Genomic DNA, 13,904 nt, shown 5'->3' with positions numbered 1-13,904 from the left:
TTTTTTTTCGCGCGCGCGGTGGGGGGGGGGGTGTGCCCCCCCCGGGCCCCCCCCCCCCCCCCCCCCCCCCCCCCCCCCCCCCGGGGGGGGGGGGGGGGGGGGGGGGCCCCCCCCCCGCGCGCTCCATCGTCGTAGCGCGTCGCCCCTCACCCGGCGCCTGCGGCGCCGACCTCTCCCCGACGGGGAGAGGTGAAGATGCGGCGAGGCCTCAGCGATGACCCGCGCCCCTCTCGCCCTGAAGATCGCCGCGCTTGGCGGGCTCGCCTTCCTGCATGTGCCGCTCTTGTTCATCCTGCTCTACTGCTTCACCACGGAAGAAAAGAGCTACGCCTTTCCCCCGCCCGGCCTGACCTTGAGGTGGTTCGCCGTCGCGTGGGGGCGGGCGGATATCTGGGCGGCGGTCGGGCTGTCGCTCAAGGTCGCGCTGATCGCCACGGCGCTGGCACTGGTGCTCGGCACGCTGGCGGCCGGTGCGCTGGCGCGGGCGCGCTTCTTCGGGCGCGAGCCGGTCTCGCTCTTGTTGGTGCTGCCCATCGCGCTGCCCGGCGTCGTCACCGGCATCGCGCTGCGCCAGGCGTTCGGGCTGATGGAAATCCCCTTCTCGTTCTGGACCATTGTGCTCGGCCACGCCACCTTCTGCATCGTCGTGGTCTACAACAATGCCGTGGCCCGGCTGCGCCGGCTCTCGCCCTCGCTGATCGAGGCGTCGATGGACCTCGGGGCCGATGCCTTCCAGACCTTCCGGCTGGTCGTGCTGCCCAATATCGGCACCGCGCTGCTGGCGGGCGGCATGCTGGCCTTCGCGCTGAGCTTCGACGAAGTCATCGTCACCACCTTCACCGCCGGCCAGCAGTCCACCCTGCCGATCTGGATGCTGTCCGAGCTCATCCGCCCGCGCCAACGCCCGGTGACGAATGTCGTCGCCGTCCTTGTGATCGCCGTCACCTTCCTGCCCATCCTCGCGGCCTATTACCTCACGCGCGCGGGCGAGGCGGTGGCCGGCTCAGGCAAATAGGAGCCCTCTCCATGACCCCTCTTTCCGACACGCAGATGCTTATCGGCGCGCGGTTCGTCGCCGGCACCGAGACGCCGGAGACCGTGCTCAACCCGAAGACCGAGGAGACGCTGATCGAACTGCCCGAAGCCTCCGCCGACCAGATCGACGCGGCGGTGAATGCGGCCGACGCGGCGTTCCGGGGCTGGTCGCGCACCACACCGGCGGAGCGCTCCGCGCTGCTGCTGAAGCTGGCCGACCGTATCGAGAGCGAGGCGGAATCCTTCGCCACGCTGGAGGCGCTCAATTGCGGCAAGCCGCGCCACGCCGTGCTGAACGACGAATTGCCCGGCGTGGTGGATTGCTTCCGCTTCTTCGCCGGCGCGGTGCGCACCCAGCACGGCATGGTGGCGGGCGAATATCTGGCCGGCCACACCTCGATGATCCGCCGCGATCCGATCGGCGTCGTCGCCTCCATCGCGCCGTGGAACTACCCGCTGATGATGGCGGCGTGGAAGCTGGCGCCGGCGCTGGCGGGCGGCAACACGGTGGTGATCAAGCCCTCGGAGCAGACGCCGCTCACCCTGCTGAAGCTGGCGCGGATCATCGCCGACCTGTTTCCCGAAGGCGTGGTGAACGTCGTGGTCGGGCGCGGCGAAAGCGTCGGCAACGCGCTGATCCACCATCCCAAGGTGGCGATGGTCTCGCTCACCGGCGACATCGCCACCGGCAAGAAGGTGCTCGCCGCCGCCGCCAAGACGGTCAAGCGCACGCATCTGGAACTCGGCGGCAAGGCGCCGGTCATCGTGTTCGACGATGCCGACATCGCGCAGGTGGTCGAGGGGGTGAAAGCCTTCGGCTATTACAATGCCGGGCAGGACTGCACCGCCGCCTGCCGCATCTATGCGGGCCGCCGGATCTACGAGAAACTGGTTTCCGATCTCGCCTCGGCGGTGTCCGGGCTCCGGTTTGGCCGGGCGGACGACACACAGAACGATATCGGCCCGCTGATTTCCGCCCGCCAGCGCGCCCGCGTCGCCTCCTTCGTGGAGCGTGCCGCCGAGGTGAGCCATATCGAGATCGCCACCGGCGGCCGGCTCGCGGGCAGCGCGGCCTCCGGCAAGGGCTTCTTCTACGAGCCGACCGTGGTCGCCGGCGCGCGGCACAGCGACGAGATCGTGCGCCGCGAGGTGTTCGGCCCGGTCGTCTCCGTCACGCGGTTCGACGATGTGGACGAGGCGATCGGCTGGGCCAATGACAGCGATTACGGCCTCGCCTCCTCGGTGTGGACGTCCGACGTGGGCAAGGGCATGGCGACGGCGGCGCGGCTGCAATATGGCTGCACCTGGGTGAACTGCCACTTCATGCTGGTGAGCGAGATGCCCCATGGCGGGCTGAAGCAATCGGGCTACGGCAAGGACCTTTCGGCCTATGCGCTGGAGGATTACACCGTCGTGCGCCATGTGATGGTGAAGAACGGCTGAGCCGTCGCGGAACTCCTCCTCGACACGTATCGTTAACCCTGATGGTCGTCACTGACGGCCGTCGGATGAGAATATTCTATTGATGGAGTATCTTACCGAACTGTGATCGGCCACCCGGGAATGTGACAGAGATTTAAGTTGGCACCTCCCGTAGCATCTGCTGTGTCAAAGCTTGGGCTTCCAGATCTCGGGCGCGGCTTGCGAGGACCTTTATGCGACGCGGAATTGGCTTTGTGCTGTGTGTGGCCGTTCTGGCGGGCGTGGGCGCTTTCGCCCAGCAAAAGGGCTGGTTTGATCGGGACTTCGTCACGGAATTCGGATTGGATCAGAAGTTCGCCGCGCTGAAGGGCGAGGCGCGTGCGGCGCCGGAGCCGCGCGCCGGCGCGGCGCGGATCGCTGTCGAGGTGGCACAGGCGCGCGCCTCGCAGGTCACGGCCGACATTCGCTCCATCGGCACGCTGCAATCGGATGAATCGGTGAAGGTGGCCTCGGAGGTCACCGGCCGTGTCCAGGAGATTTCCTTCCGCGAGGGCGAGCACGTCAAGGCCGGCGATGTGCTGGTGCAACTCGACGCCGCGCTGGTGAAAGCCTCGCTGGACGAGACCGAGGCGCGCCTCGAACTGGCCAAGGCCAATCATGACCGGGCCTCGCGCCTCTCGCAGTCCGGTGCCGGCACGACGCGGGCGCTGGATGAGGCGCTCGCGGAGCTGAACCGCTCCAATGCGGTGCTGGACTCGCAGCGCGTGCAGGTGGCCAAGCACACCATCACCGCCCCGTTCGACGGGGTCGTGGGCCTGCGCACGGTGTCGGTGGGCGCCTATATCGCCGTCGGCACGGAACTGGTGAACCTGGAGAAGATCGACCTGCTCAAGGTCGACTTCAAGGTTCCCGAGATCTACCTGCGCAATGTCGCGGTGGGGCAGGAGGTGGAGATCCTCGCCGATGCCATGCCGGGCCAGACCTTCACCGGCATGGTCTATGCGATCGATCCGCTGATCGACGTGAACGGCCGCTCGCTCAGCGTGCGTGCCCGCCTGCCCAACCCGGGCGGCGTGCTGCGGCCCGGCCTGTTCGTGCGCGTGCTGCTCAAGGGCAGCGAGAGCCGTTCCGCGGTGTTCGTGCCGGAGGGCGCCGTGGTGCCGCGCGGCCAGGAGCGTTTCGTCTGGGCGGTCGAGGAGGGCCGCGCGGTCGAGACGAAGGTGACGCTCGGCCAGCGGCTGGCCGGCGAGGTGGAGGTTTTGAGCGGCATCGCGGCAGGCGCCAGCGTGGTCATTGCCGGGCAGGGGCGGCTGCGCAACAAGGCCGCCGTCGAGATTGTGAGCACCCCGCCGGACCCGCAGAGCTGAGGCGCAACCATGGGCCTGCCCGAGATCTGCATCCGCCGCCCGGTCTTCGCCACCGTGCTCAGCCTGCTCATGGTGCTGGTGGGCATCGTCGCCTATAGTCGCCTCACGGTGCGTGAATACCCCAATATCGACGAGCCCGTGGTCTCCGTGGTGACGCGCTATCCCGGCGCCTCGGCCACCATTGTCGAGAGCCAGGTGACGCAGGTGCTGGAAGGCTCGATCGCCGGCATCGAGGGCATCGACGTGCTGGAATCCACCAGCCGCTCGGAATCCAGCCGCATCACGGTTCGGTTCCGCCCGGAGGTCAATGCCGATGTCGCGGCGAGCGACGTGCGCGACCGCGTCAGCCGGGTGCGCCAGCGCCTGCCGGACGAGATCGACGAGCCGGTGATTTCCAAGGTCGAGGCGGATGCGCAGCCCGTCGTGTTCGTGGTGTTCCGCTCGGACCGCATGAACGGGCTGGAGCTGACCGACTATATCGACCGCTACGTGGTCGACCGTTTCAAGAACCTGACCGGCGTCGCCGACGTGCAGATCTATGGCGAGCGCCGCTACGCCATGCGCGTGTGGATCGACCGCGAGCGGCTCGCCGCCTATGAACTGACCGTGCAGGATATCGAGACCGCGCTCAGGGCGCAGAATGTCGAGATTCCCGCCGGGCGCATCGAGAGCGTGAACCGCGAGTTCACGGTTCTCTCGCGCACCGCGCTGGCGAGTGTCGAGCAGTTCAACGACATCATCGTCAAGCGCGCCGGTACCGCGCAGGTGCGGCTGGCCGATGTCGCCAAGGTCGAGCTGGGCGCCGCCGACGAACGCCGCTCCTCGCGCTTCAATGGCGGGCAGGCGATCATTGTCGGCATCGTCAAGCAGGCGGTGGCCAATCCGCTCGACGTCTCGTCCGGCGTGCGCGGGGTGCTGCCGGCGGTGAACGAGAGCCTGCCGGAGGGCATGAGCGCCTCGATCGGCAACGACAATGCGGTGTTCATCGACCGCTCGATCCGCTCGGTGTTCCACACCATCTTCGAGGCGGTGGTGCTGGTGGTGCTGGTGATCGTGGTGTTTCTGCGCTCCTTCCGCGCCTCGATCATCCCGATCGTCACCATCCCCATCTCGCTCATCACCACCTTCGCCGTGATGTATGTGCTCGGCTTCAGCGTGAACACGCTGACGCTGCTCGCGCTGGTTCTGGCCATCGGTCTCGTGGTGGACGATGCCATCGTGGTGCTGGAGAATATCTTCCGCCATATCGAGCACGGCATGAAGCCGATCCCCGCCGCGCTGAAGGGCTCGCGCGAGATCGGCTTCGCGGTGGTGGCGATGACGCTGACGCTGGCGGCGGTCTATGCCCCCGTCGCCTTCGCGCCCGGCCGCACCGGGCGGCTGTTCCTCGAATTCGCGCTCACGCTGGCCGGCGCGGTACTGATTTCCGGCTTCGTCGCGCTGACGCTGACACCGATGATGTGCTCGCGCCTGCTCAGGCACGAGGAGAAGCCCGGGCGCATCTCCGCCTTTGTCGAGGGGTGCCTGCGCGGGCTGGAAAGCGGCTATCGCGCGGCGCTCACCCTCGCGCTCCGGCTGCGGGTGCTGGTGCTGCTGGTGGCGCTGGTGGTGGCGGGGGCGAGCGCGGTCCTGATCCGCGTGCTGCCGTCCGAACTGTCGCCGGTCGAGGATCGCGGCGTGGTACGGGTGACGGGGAGCGGGCCGGAGGGGTCGACGCTGTCCTACACCTCCCGTTACACCAATGAGGTGGAAGGCATCCTCGAAAAGCTGCCGGAGATGGAGAGCGTGCTCATCATCAACGGCATGCCCGAGGTGCATCGTTTTCTCGTCATCGGCCGGCTCAAGGACTGGGACGAGCGCGACCGGCGCCAGCAGGAAATCGTGCGGGCTACCGCGCCGGACCTGCGCCGCATCGCCGGGGTGAACGCCTATGCCAATAATCCACCCTCGCTCGGTGCCTCCAATAATTCGCGGCCGATCGAATTCGTGCTGCAGACCTCGGGCACCTATGAGGAACTCGACACCTATGTGAACCGCTTCCTCGATCGCATCGCCGATTACCCCGGCCTCGCCAGCGTGGAGAGCGACCTCAAGCTGAACAAGCCGGAAATCTCCATCGCCATCGATCGCGCCAAGGCAGCGGATCTCGGCATCGATGTCTCCGTGCTGGGGCGCACGCTGGAGAGCCTGCTCGGCGGGCGGCAGGTGACGCGTTTCGAAGTGGGCGGCGAGCAATATGACGTCTATGTGCAGCTCGACGCCAGCGATCGCGCCTCGCCGGCGACGCTCGACACGATCTATCTGCGTGCTGCCAACGGGCAGATGGTGCAATTGTCCAACCTGGTGAACATTGCCGAGACGGTGGCGCCGCAGGAGCTGAAGCGCTTCAACCAGCTGCGCTCGGCCACCATCTCCGCCAACCTCGCCCCCGGCTACGCGCAGGGCGAGGTACTCGCTTTTCTGGACCAGACGGCGCGCGAGGTGCTGCCGCAGACGGTGCAGACCGACGTCTCCGGCCAGAGCCGCGAATATCGCGCGGCCGGCCAGAGCCTGCTTCTGGTGTTCATCCTGGCGCTGGGCTTCATCTATCTCGTGCTCGCCGCCCAGTTCGAGAGCTTCCGCGACCCGGTCATCATCATGCTCACGGTGCCGCTCTCCATGACCGGGGCGCTGGCCGCGCTCTATTTCGCCGGCGGCACGCTCAACGTCTATTCGCAGATCGGCCTCGTCACGCTGGTGGGCCTCATCACCAAGCACGGCATTCTCATCGTCGAGTTCGCCAACCAGCAGCAGGAGGCCGGGCTGGACCGGCGGGCGGCGGTGATCGAGGCGGCGACGCTGCGGCTGCGGCCGATCCTGATGACCACCGGCGCCATGGTGCTCGGCGCGGTGCCGCTCGCCATGGCCAGCGGGGCGGGCGCGGAGAGCCGCTCGCAGATCGGCTGGGTCATCGTTGGCGGCATGACGTTGGGCACGTTGCTGACGCTGTTCGTGGTGCCGGCGGTCTATTCGTTCATCGGGCGCGTTCACCATGTGGCCCACGCCGAAATCGCCCCCGGCCTGGTGCACACCCCGGGCGAGTGAGCCGCAGATGAGCGCTACAGCCAGTTCGCCATGGGCTCCACGCCATAGCCGGCGGCGGTGAGGCGCGTGCGCACGGCGCGGGCCATGGCGACCGCGTCGGCGGTGTCGCCATGCACGCAGATCGTGTCCGCCCGCACCGGAATGCGCGGACCGTCGAGCGAGGCGACCGAACCGCTGTCGAGAATGTCGAGGATCCGCGCGGCCGCCGCCTCCGCGTCATGCAGCACCGCGCCGGGCAGCTTGCGCGAGGCAAGGTTGCCGTTACCGGCATAGGCGCGATCGGCATAGATCTCGCGGGCAACGCGCAATCCCGCCTCCTCGCCGGCGCGCTCGGTCGGCAGGCCGGGCATCACCACGAAAATCAGGCCGGGATCGACCGCCCGGATCGCCCGCGCGACGGCACGGGCCAGATCGATATCCTCATTGGCCATGTTGCCGAGCGAGCCATGGGTCTTCACATGGCCGAGGCGCAGGCCCTGCGCGTGGGCCAGCGCCTGCAGGGCGCCGATCTGGTAGATGAGCTGCTTCTCGATATCGGCCGGGCTCTGGCCGTGGATCGGCCGCCGGCCGAATCCCCACAGGTCCATGAAGCTGGGATGGGCGCCGCAGCCCACGCCGCGCGCCTTGGCGAGGGAAAGTGTCTGCGCCATCACCAGCGGGTCGCCGGCATGAAAGCCGCAGGCAATGTTGGCCGAGGTCACGATGTCCAGCATGGCGGCATCATCGCCGAGCGAATAGACGCCGAAGCCCTCGCCCATGTCGCAGTTGAGGTCGATCATCTTCATGGGGCGTGCTCCGTTCAGGGTTCGCTCATTGGATCGAGGGCGGAACAGACGCCGCCGATGAGGTTGTGCGCCAGCAGGCTCTCGCTGGACAGCGCCGCTCCCGCCGGGGCGCATTCGATCATCCGGGCTGCCATGGCCGCGATGCGCCGCTCATGCTCCACGGCCGCCAGCGCTGCCGCCTCGGCGGTGACGGCGGTGAAGGCGAATTCGTCGCCGGGCCGCGCCTGCCCGAGCCGCCAGAGATCCGGCCCGATCACGGTGGCGATCTTGGGATAGCCGCCGGTGGTCTGCCGGTCGGCGAGCAGGATGAGCGGGCGGCCATTGCCCGGCACCTGGATGGAGCCGTTCATGATGCCGTCGGAGACGATGTTGAAGCCCCCGGCATGGGCGATGGCCGGCCCCTCCATCTGCGCACCCATGCGATCGACCTTGTCGCTCACCCGATAGCGGGCGGACAGGAAGGTCGCGATGCCCTCGCGGGTGAAGAAGTCGTCCTGCGGGCCCAGCACCACGCGGATCGGGCCCTCCCCACGCGGGCGATAGGGCGCCGGGAGCGCCAGCAGGGGCCCGGCCGATTCCCCGCGCGCCGGCAGGCGGTCCCCCGCCCGCACGGCTCGCCCGTCCACCCCGCCGATCATCGAGCGCGAATGGGTGGACCGGCTGCCAAGCGTCGGCGCGATGTCGAAGCCGCCGGCGATGGCGAGATAGGCGCGCATGCCATGGCGCGCGGCGCCGATCTCGAGCCGGTCGCCGGGCGCGAGGTGATGGGCGCGCCAGCCATCGGCGGCCGTGCCATTGATGGCGAGCGCCATGTCGGCGCCGGCCAGCGCGAGGCGCAGCGGGCCGCCTTCGACCACGGCCGAGAGCCCCAGCATGGTGAGCTCGACCGTGGCTTCGCCGCGTCCATTGCCCACCAGCAGGTTCGCCGCCTGCATGGAGAGGCTGTCCATCGCGCCCGAGGCGGAGATGCCGAAGCGCTGATAGCCGAACCGGCCGAAATCCTGCAGGCTGGAGAACAGGCCCGGGCGATCGATGACGAGACAGGCGCCCATCAGGCCGGCTCCCATTCGGCAATGATCTCGCCCGCCTCGGCGGCGCGGCACAGCGCGGCATATTCGGCTTGCGGGACCGGGGTAAAGCGGATCGTGTCGCCGGCGGCGAAGAGAAAAGGGCGCTCCGCACGGGTGGGGTCGTAGGTACGCACCGGCGTCTGCCCGAGCAGGTGCCAGCCGCTGGGAATCTCCAGCGGCGGCGAGACGGCCGCCTGCCGCCCGCCGATGGAGATGCTGCGCGGGGGTGTCTTCAGCCGCGGATCGGTGCGCCGGCTGGTGTGGATCGCCTCGTCCAGCCCGCCGAGATAGGCAAAGCCGGGCGCGAAGCCGATCATGTAGACGCGGTATTCCGCGCGGCTGTGAAGGTCGATCACCTCGCCGGTGGTGAGGCCATGCAGGCGCGCGACATGGTCGAGATCCACGCCGTGCTCGCCGCCATAGGCCACCGGCACGCGCCAGGTGCCGTGACCGGTGCCGTGACTCGGGCCGTGCCGGGTGCCGTGACTGGGCCGCCCGTCCGCCCGTGGCGGCCACAGCGCCAGTACGTGCCCCCGCAGCGCCTCCCGGCTCAGCACCAGCGGATCGAACAGCACGAGCAGCGAGCGATAGGTGGGCACGATCTCGCACACCCCGTCCAGCTGGAGGGCGTCCAGCGCATCGGCCAGCGCGATCACCTCACGGTTGACCTGCTCGTCGATGGTGTCGCCGAACTCGACCACGAGGCCGCTCTCGCCAGCGTCGAGCAGGCGGGGAGGAAGCGCTTGGGCAGTCTTCATGCACGTTCTTCCGTCATGTCGATACGTATCACCCCTTCCATTTCCAGATGCGTGCCAAGCGCGGTTCGCGCCGCACGCGTTCCCTGGAGCGAGGGCGGAAAAAGGCTGCGCGCGCCGACCTTTGGCCGTGGCAACACCGCCCGCCACGCCCGCCGGTTGACGCGCCTTCCATTCCGCTCCCGCGCCCGTCCGCGCGGTTTCGCCTATGAAATGAGCAGGCGTTGATTAAAAATGCCACTTGCATTCCATGGGTATACCAAAAAATATCAAGCAGTTAGTTCGCAACTACGGACTGCCGCGCGTTCTCGCCTCTCGTGGGCGGTGCGCGGGCCGACCAGAGGGTTTCGAGGGACGTGATGGATTACCCACTCGAGAATTCCTTCGTGCTGCCGGCCGGCACCGGCAAGGCGGTGCGCATGAAGGCGGGGCAGCGGCTCAAGCTGACCAACCCGTATGGCACGCAGGCGATCGACTTCTGGGCGTTCGTCGAACGGGACCTCTACGAGTTCACCTCGATGGACAATTTCCGTTCCTTCCACTCGACGGTACACGTGACGAAGGAGACGGCGCTGGTGAGCACCCGCCGCCGGCCGCTTGTGTCGATCGTCGAGGACACCTCGTCCGGCAGGCACGACACGCTGCTATGCGCCTGCAACGCGGACATCTACCGCCAGCTCGGCGTCGAGGGTTATCACCGCTCCTGCTCGGACAACCTGCATGAGGGGCTGGCCGAGCTCGGCATCACGCTGCCCTTCACCCCGGCGCCGGCGAATCTGTTCATGTGCGTCGCGGTGCGCGCGGACGGGTCGCTGGATCGGCTGCTGCCCACCTCCCGACCCGGTTCCTATCTCGTGCTGCAGGCCGAGGACGACGTCGTCATGGCCTTTTCCTGCTGCCCGCAGGATATCACCCCGATCAATGGCGAGGACCGCACGCCGCGCGACTGCCGGATCGACATCTTTTCGCCGGCCGGCGGGGGCGCCTGATGGTCGGCGAGCCGCTCATCCGCATTCGCGACCTTCGGAAGCGTTTCGGCGCCCATGAGGTGCTGAAGGGCGTGTCGCTCGATGTGCATGCGGGCGAGGTCGTATCGGTCATCGGTGCCTCCGGCTCGGGCAAGAGCACGTTCCTGCGCTGCGTGAACGTGCTGGAGCGCCCGAATGGCGGCACGATGGACTTCGAGGGCTTCCACTTCGATTACGAGGAGGGCGCCCGCCGCCAGCCCACACCGGCGCAGCTGCGCGATCTGCGCGCGCGCATCGGCATGGTGTTCCAGAGCTACAATCTCTGGCCGCACCTGACCGTGCTGGAAAATGTCGTCGAGGCTCCCATCCGGGTGAAGGGCGAGCGGCCCGCCGAGGCACGCGAGAAGGCGGAGGCGCTGCTCGCCCGCATCGGCCTGGCCGAGAAGCGCCATGCCTATCCTTCCAAGCTGTCCGGCGGCCAGCAGCAGCGCGTCGCCATCGTGCGCGCGCTGGCCATGCAGCCGCGGTTGATGCTGTTCGACGAAGTCACTTCCGCGCTCGATCCGGAGCTGGTCGGCGAAGTGCTGGGGCTGATGGCGAGCCTGGCGGGCGAGGGCATGACCATGCTGCTGGTCACTCACGAGATCGGCTTCGCCCGCGAGGTCTCCAACCGGGTCATCTTCTTCGACCAGGGTGTCATCGCCGAAGACGGCTCGCCCGGCGACGTGCTGCGCCAGCCGAGCAGCGAGCGGCTGAAACAGTTCCTGCGCCGCGTGCTGCACGAGGACGCGTATCACGCGGCGCCGGCCGCGCCGCTGCTGGGAGGGCGGGCCTGATGCTCGACACGATCACGCGCTGGTGGGAAGGCTTCGCCCCCTATGTGCCCGGCTTCGCCGCGGCGAGCGGACTGGTGCTGGTGCTGTCGGTGCTCGCCATCGTGGTGAGCTGGGCCTGCGGGCTGCTGGCCGCGCTCGGCAAGGTCTCGCGCTTCGCCGCGCTCCGCCGCGTGAGCGAATTCTACATCTGGTTCATTCGCGGCACGCCGACGCTGATCCAGATCTTCATCATCTATTTCGGCCTGCCGCAGATGGGACTGCGGCTCTCCCCCTTCGTCGCGGGGGTGATCGCGCTCGGTGTCAATGGCGGCGCCTATGTCGCCGAGATCGTGCGCTCCGGCCTTTCCGCCATCCCCAAGGGGCAGATGGAATCGGCCCAGGCGCTCGGCATGAGCCGCTGGCACATGATGAGCCGCATCATCCTGCCGCAGGTCTTCCGCGTGATCCTGCCGCCTGTGACCAACGAAGCGATCACCATGGTGAAGAACACCTCGCTGCTCTCCACCATCACCGTTGTGGAACTCACGCTCTATTCGCAGACGATCATCGCCACCACCTTTCGCCCCTTCGAATTCTATATCGCGACAGCGCTTATCTATCTCGTGATGACAAGTCTCATCTCGCAGGCAGCCGGGCAGCTGGAGCGTTACTACGCCCGTTCGCTGTAAGAGGACCGCCAAGATGAGCGTTCTGCCCGTCGATTCGCTCGAAACCCCGCGCTTCTGCGGCGTGCCGACCTTCATGCGGCTGCCGCAGGCGACCACGCTGGCCGGCCTCGACGCCGCGATCATCGGCCTGCCATCGGATTCCGGCGCGCCGTTCCGCACCGGCGCGCGCTTCGCGCCGAATGCGGTGCGGGCCATGTCGATCATGCTGCGGCCCATCAACCCCTACCGCGGCATCAACGTGTTCGAGACGCTCGCCTGCGCCGATGCCGGGGATGCCGCCGTGGTGCCCGGCTACGAGATCGAATCGCTGGAGCGGCTGGAGCTTGCGGTGCGCGCGGTGGTGGATGCCGGCGTCACGCCATTCGGCATCGGCGGCGATCACTCGGTGACGCTTGCCGCCCTGCGCGCGGTGGCGGCCAGGCACGGGCCGCTGGCGCTGATCCAGTTCGATTCGCACTCCGATACATGGGACAAGTATTTCGCCGGCAAAAAATACAGCGCCGGCACGCCGTTCCGCCGCGCGGTGGAGGAGGGGATCGTCGATCCTGACCATTCGATCCAGATCGGCATGCGCGGCTCGCTGTTCAAGGCGGACGATGTCAGCCAGTCGATCGAGCTCGGTTACGAGGTCGTCACCACGGACGAGATGTTCGCGTGTGGCATTCCCGCCCTGGCCGCACGCATCGCCGCGCGGACGGGTGGGCGTCCGGCCTACCTGACCTTCGACCTCGATTTCGTCGATCCCGCCTACGCCCCCGCCGTGCAGACGCCGGAAGCCGGGGGCCCGAGCGCGCGCGAGGCGCTGGACCTCTTGCGCCGCATCGAGGGGGTGAACCTGGTCGGCGCGGACGTGGTCGAACTTTGCCCGCCCTATGACCAGCCGGCGCAGATCACCGCGCTGCTCGCCGCCACCGTGATGGCCGAGCTGCTGGCGCTGCGCGCGGCGCGCCAGGCGTGAGATCTGAAGATCCTGAAAGGGGCATCGCAGGCGCGAGCCCCTTTTCGAGAGCGGACCGGCGCCGCCCTGCGGCCCGTTGAAGACCTGAGACAGCAGACGACAGAGGGGAAAAACATGCGTCTGAACTTCCTTCCCGTGCTTGCCGCCGCTCTCGTCGGCGGGCTTCTCGCCGGTGGGCTCTCCACCAACCCGGCCGGCGCGCAGGAGCTTGAGCTGATCAAGCCCGGCACGCTGCTCATCGCCACCGAGGGCACCTATCCGCCCTTCTCCATGCGCACGCCCGACGGCCAGCTCGACGGGCTGGAGATCCGCGTCGGCAAGGAGATCGCCCGCCGGCTCAACCTCCAGTACGAGCCGGTGATCATCAAGTGGGAGGCGCTGCTCGTCGGCCTCGCCGCCGACCAGTACGACTTCGCCTCCGACGCCATGGACATCACGGCCGAGCGTCAGAAGCAGGTGATGTTCGCCGATGGCTGGCTGGAATCGGGCGGGCGCGTCATCACCCGCAAGGATTCCGCGATCAAGACCCCGGCCGACATCAAGGGCAAGACGGTCGGCGTGCTGGTCTCTTCCAGCTGGCAGAAGCTGGCGGAAGAGCGCGGCGCCACGACCAAGGCCTACAAGGCCGAGTCGGATGCCATCCAGGATCTGGTGAACGGCCAGATCGACGCGGTCATCACCGATTCCATCGCCGCCGCCTATGCCATCGAGGCGTCCAAGCTGCCGCTGGTGCTGGTGCCGGACTATCTCAGCCATATCCAGAAGGGTTTCCCCTTCAAGAAGGGCAAGCCGAACCTCGTCAAGGCGGTGAACAAGGCGCTGGCGGACATGATCGCCGACGGCACGTATGCCAAGCTGACCACCCCGCTCATCGGCTATTCGCCGGCCCCCAAGGATCCGATCAAGACGCAGTTCTGATCGACGCTATCGTTCGTCCGGCGGCGCGCCGCCGCCGC

The 13,904-nt window shown here is 67.9% G+C and carries 12 protein-coding genes; 9 read left to right on the top strand and 3 right to left on the bottom strand.

The window, feature by feature from the left end; translation table 11 throughout:
* The first annotated feature begins 214 nt into the window (after nt 1-214).
* The 4 genes from QOZ99_RS19950 to QOZ99_RS19935 all read left to right on the top strand — a co-directional run bounded on the left by QOZ99_RS19950 (nt 215) and on the right by QOZ99_RS19935 (nt 6,908).
* Entirely contained in the window at nt 215-1,015 is an 801-nt protein-coding gene (locus QOZ99_RS19950) for an ABC transporter permease (protein ID WP_306891749.1), read from the top strand.
* 11 nt (nt 1,016-1,026) lie between these two features.
* Nucleotides 1,027-2,478: a gamma-aminobutyraldehyde dehydrogenase gene (locus QOZ99_RS19945; protein ID WP_306891748.1), complete on the top strand. Its 1,452-nt coding sequence runs from the start codon at nt 1,027-1,029 to the stop codon at nt 2,476-2,478.
* Between the two features lie 320 nt (nt 2,479-2,798).
* Nucleotides 2,799-3,824, top strand: coding sequence for an efflux RND transporter periplasmic adaptor subunit (locus QOZ99_RS19940; RefSeq protein WP_306891747.1), 1,026 nt, complete (start codon nt 2,799-2,801; stop codon nt 3,822-3,824).
* Nucleotides 3,825-3,833: 9 nt separating this feature from the next.
* Complete coding sequence (locus QOZ99_RS19935) at nt 3,834-6,908, top strand: efflux RND transporter permease subunit (RefSeq protein WP_306891746.1); 3,075 nt, start codon at nt 3,834-3,836, stop codon at nt 6,906-6,908.
* 14 nt (nt 6,909-6,922) lie between these two features.
* Here the strand turns inward: QOZ99_RS19935 and QOZ99_RS19930 are convergent, their stop codons facing one another.
* The 3 genes from QOZ99_RS19930 to pxpB are packed head-to-tail and all read right to left on the bottom strand — an operon-like array spanning nt 6,923 to nt 9,521.
* The gene (locus QOZ99_RS19930) at nt 6,923-7,693 is read right to left on the bottom strand and encodes a LamB/YcsF family protein (protein ID WP_306891745.1); all 771 of its coding nucleotides are present in this window, start codon (nt 7,691-7,693) and stop codon (nt 6,923-6,925) included.
* 14 nt (nt 7,694-7,707) lie between these two features.
* Complete coding sequence (locus QOZ99_RS19925; RefSeq protein WP_306891744.1) at nt 7,708-8,745, bottom strand: 5-oxoprolinase subunit C family protein; 1,038 nt, start codon at nt 8,743-8,745, stop codon at nt 7,708-7,710.
* Nucleotides 8,745-9,521 (bottom strand): 5-oxoprolinase subunit PxpB, encoded by a 777-nt coding sequence (pxpB, locus tag QOZ99_RS19920; RefSeq protein ID WP_306891743.1) that lies wholly within the window; start codon nt 9,519-9,521, stop codon nt 8,745-8,747. Before pxpB ends, QOZ99_RS19925 begins: the two co-directional genes overlap by 1 nt.
* A 356-nt stretch (nt 9,522-9,877) precedes the next feature.
* Between pxpB and QOZ99_RS19915 the strand changes: the two genes are divergently transcribed.
* The 5 genes from QOZ99_RS19915 to QOZ99_RS19895 all read left to right on the top strand — a co-directional run bounded on the left by QOZ99_RS19915 (nt 9,878) and on the right by QOZ99_RS19895 (nt 13,866).
* Entirely contained in the window at nt 9,878-10,507 is a 630-nt protein-coding gene (locus QOZ99_RS19915; RefSeq protein ID WP_306891742.1) for a DUF1989 domain-containing protein, read from the top strand.
* The gene (locus QOZ99_RS19910) at nt 10,507-11,322 is read left to right on the top strand and encodes an amino acid ABC transporter ATP-binding protein (protein ID WP_306891741.1); all 816 of its coding nucleotides are present in this window, start codon (nt 10,507-10,509) and stop codon (nt 11,320-11,322) included. Before QOZ99_RS19915 ends, QOZ99_RS19910 begins: the two co-directional genes overlap by 1 nt.
* Nucleotides 11,322-11,990, top strand: a complete 669-nt coding sequence (locus QOZ99_RS19905; protein ID WP_306891740.1) for an amino acid ABC transporter permease — start codon at nt 11,322-11,324, stop codon at nt 11,988-11,990. Before QOZ99_RS19910 ends, QOZ99_RS19905 begins: the two co-directional genes overlap by 1 nt.
* A gap of 13 nt (nt 11,991-12,003) precedes the next feature.
* The gene (gene speB, locus QOZ99_RS19900; protein WP_306891739.1) at nt 12,004-12,948 is read left to right on the top strand and encodes an agmatinase; all 945 of its coding nucleotides are present in this window, start codon (nt 12,004-12,006) and stop codon (nt 12,946-12,948) included.
* A gap of 114 nt (nt 12,949-13,062) precedes the next feature.
* Entirely contained in the window at nt 13,063-13,866 is an 804-nt protein-coding gene (locus QOZ99_RS19895) for a transporter substrate-binding domain-containing protein (RefSeq protein WP_306891738.1), read from the top strand.
* The last annotated feature ends 38 nt before the right edge of the window (nt 13,867-13,904 follow it).

Origin of the sequence: Ancylobacter amanitiformis (assembly GCF_030814815.1) — a bacterium.
Taxonomy (GTDB): Bacteria; Pseudomonadota; Alphaproteobacteria; order Rhizobiales; family Xanthobacteraceae; genus Ancylobacter; species Ancylobacter amanitiformis.
The sequence above is the reverse complement of the archived record's forward strand: the minus strand, read 5'-3'. Positions and strand labels throughout refer to the sequence as shown.

Excerpts from the sequence above, each read along its gene's own strand:
- QOZ99_RS19950 (WP_306891749.1), top strand. The coding sequence starts at position 215 with ATGACCCGCGCCCCTCTCGCCCTGAAGATCGCCGCGCTTGGCGGGCTC.
- QOZ99_RS19945 (WP_306891748.1), top strand. The coding sequence starts at position 1,027 with ATGACCCCTCTTTCCGACACGCAGATGCTTATCGGCGCGCGGTTCGTC.
- QOZ99_RS19935 (WP_306891746.1), top strand. The coding sequence starts at position 3,834 with ATGGGCCTGCCCGAGATCTGCATCCGCCGCCCGGTCTTCGCCACCGTG.
- QOZ99_RS19930 (WP_306891745.1), bottom strand. The coding sequence starts at position 7,693 with ATGAAGATGATCGACCTCAACTGCGACATGGGCGAGGGCTTCGGCGTC.
- QOZ99_RS19925 (WP_306891744.1), bottom strand. The coding sequence starts at position 8,745 with ATGGGCGCCTGTCTCGTCATCGATCGCCCGGGCCTGTTCTCCAGCCTG.
- pxpB (WP_306891743.1), bottom strand. The coding sequence starts at position 9,521 with ATGAAGACTGCCCAAGCGCTTCCTCCCCGCCTGCTCGACGCTGGCGAG.
- QOZ99_RS19915 (WP_306891742.1), top strand. The coding sequence starts at position 9,878 with ATGGATTACCCACTCGAGAATTCCTTCGTGCTGCCGGCCGGCACCGGC.
- QOZ99_RS19910 (WP_306891741.1), top strand. The coding sequence starts at position 10,507 with ATGGTCGGCGAGCCGCTCATCCGCATTCGCGACCTTCGGAAGCGTTTC.
- QOZ99_RS19905 (WP_306891740.1), top strand. The coding sequence starts at position 11,322 with ATGCTCGACACGATCACGCGCTGGTGGGAAGGCTTCGCCCCCTATGTG.
- speB (WP_306891739.1), top strand. The coding sequence starts at position 12,004 with ATGAGCGTTCTGCCCGTCGATTCGCTCGAAACCCCGCGCTTCTGCGGC.
- QOZ99_RS19895 (WP_306891738.1), top strand. The coding sequence starts at position 13,063 with ATGCGTCTGAACTTCCTTCCCGTGCTTGCCGCCGCTCTCGTCGGCGGG.